The 1,335-nt window shown below is 43.8% G+C and carries 2 protein-coding genes; one reads left to right on the forward strand and one right to left on the reverse strand.

Going from position 1 to position 1,335, the window contains the following annotated elements; genetic code table 11:
• Window positions 1-86: 86 nt before the first annotated feature.
• The gene (locus tag F6K53_RS42885; RefSeq protein ID WP_293086713.1) at window positions 87-998 is read right to left on the reverse strand and encodes an Rpn family recombination-promoting nuclease/putative transposase; all 912 of its coding nucleotides are present in this window, start codon (window positions 996-998) and stop codon (window positions 87-89) included.
• 127 nt (window positions 999-1,125) lie between these two features.
• Here F6K53_RS42885 and F6K53_RS42890 point away from each other — a divergent pair.
• Window positions 1,126-1,335, forward strand: a 210-nt coding sequence (locus tag F6K53_RS42890; RefSeq protein ID WP_293086716.1) for a hypothetical protein, incomplete at its 3' end; no start/stop codon positions are given.

The following is a 1,335-nucleotide window of genomic DNA, read 5'->3' on the forward strand; positions in this document are numbered from 1 at the left end:
AGAGAAGTTATGGGTATGCCAAAGGGAAAAGGGAACAGGGAATAGGGAATAGGGAACAGGCAAGAGGCAATAGGCAATAGGTTCGTTCACAACTGATCAATGTCATCCACACTCAACCCAGTATATTGAGCAATATCCTTCAGGGGTAACCCTGCTGCCTTCATCTGTTTAGCAATCTTTTGTATACCTGCTTGTTCACCTTCTTGTCTACCTTGTTCGAGACCTTCTTGTCTACCTTGTTCGAGACCTTCTTGTCTACCTTGTTCAAGACCTTCCTGAATCAAGGTTTGATTAACACTGTACATATCCCGGTAGACCTTCAGACTATCCTGGTACAGGGCTTGCTCCTCAGAGGAGAAATTGGCAATCTCGGCCACCTCAAATAGCTGGGCAAACACATTCCCTTGCAATGGTTCAGGGGGAGCATTACAGCTGGCGAGATGCCTCAATAAAAATAACCACTTATCAAAATGGGTTTCTAGTTGATCAACAGATTTAGTAAATTTTGGTAGTTCCACATAAATGAATTTCAACTTATCGTAGAACACTTCACACCGCTGATTTTTTAGCTCTACCACATGCAACAGTTCTGAATCATGCTTATGGTCATCAAAACAAAAATCCAGAATACCGACAGTGTAGACTGCCGTTAGCTTATAATTCCAATTTCCCTGTTGCGCCTGTTCTTGGATCGGGAAAGTGGCATAGTAAACACTGCGGTCTTTGAAAAACGTTTGTTTTGCCTTTTGCATTTCCACAATGAAGCGTTCACCGCTTGTGCTCTGGCAATAAATATCAAAAATTGCTCTTCTGTCTACTAAGGTGTTACCCAGGAACTCTGGATTCTTAATGGTGACATCCTGAATCTGATGGTGGGGAGGCAACAGCGTATTCAAGAAATCAATCAACAGTGCCTTATTTGGCTCAGTACCAAAGACGCGCTTAAAACCGAAATCCGTGAGCAGATCAATATATTTATCTGGCAAGGGGAAAACCATATCAAACGTTCATATCAATAAGAAGGTATTTTTATTAGCTTTTATTTCGTCTATCTCCCTATTTCCGGATTGGGTGCATCTCTTTGATTTTACTAAAAAACTATGCAGCTGTTGCCCCTATTGCCTATTGGGGTGCATCTCACCTTTGCTGTTTGAACCGTTGGGTGGAACGGGCATCAGTCGTGGAACAGGCTTCCAGCCTGTGGCAATTTTCGGAAGGGCGTTCCAACACTTTGTGGAACAGGCTTCCAGCCTGTGGCAATTTTCGGAAGGGCTATCCCAACACTACGAGGCAGAAAATCAGTGCGAGCCCGTCCCAACACACCCTACGGCTGTC

Origin of the sequence: Moorena sp. SIO4A1 (assembly GCF_010672065.1) — a bacterium.
GTDB lineage: Bacteria > Cyanobacteriota > Cyanobacteriia > Cyanobacteriales > Coleofasciculaceae > Moorena.

What these genes read in the sequence shown, in the direction of transcription:
- F6K53_RS42885 (WP_293086713.1), bottom strand. Translation starts at nt 998, where the DNA reads ATGGTTTTCCCCTTGCCAGATAAATATATTGATCTGCTCACGGATTTC.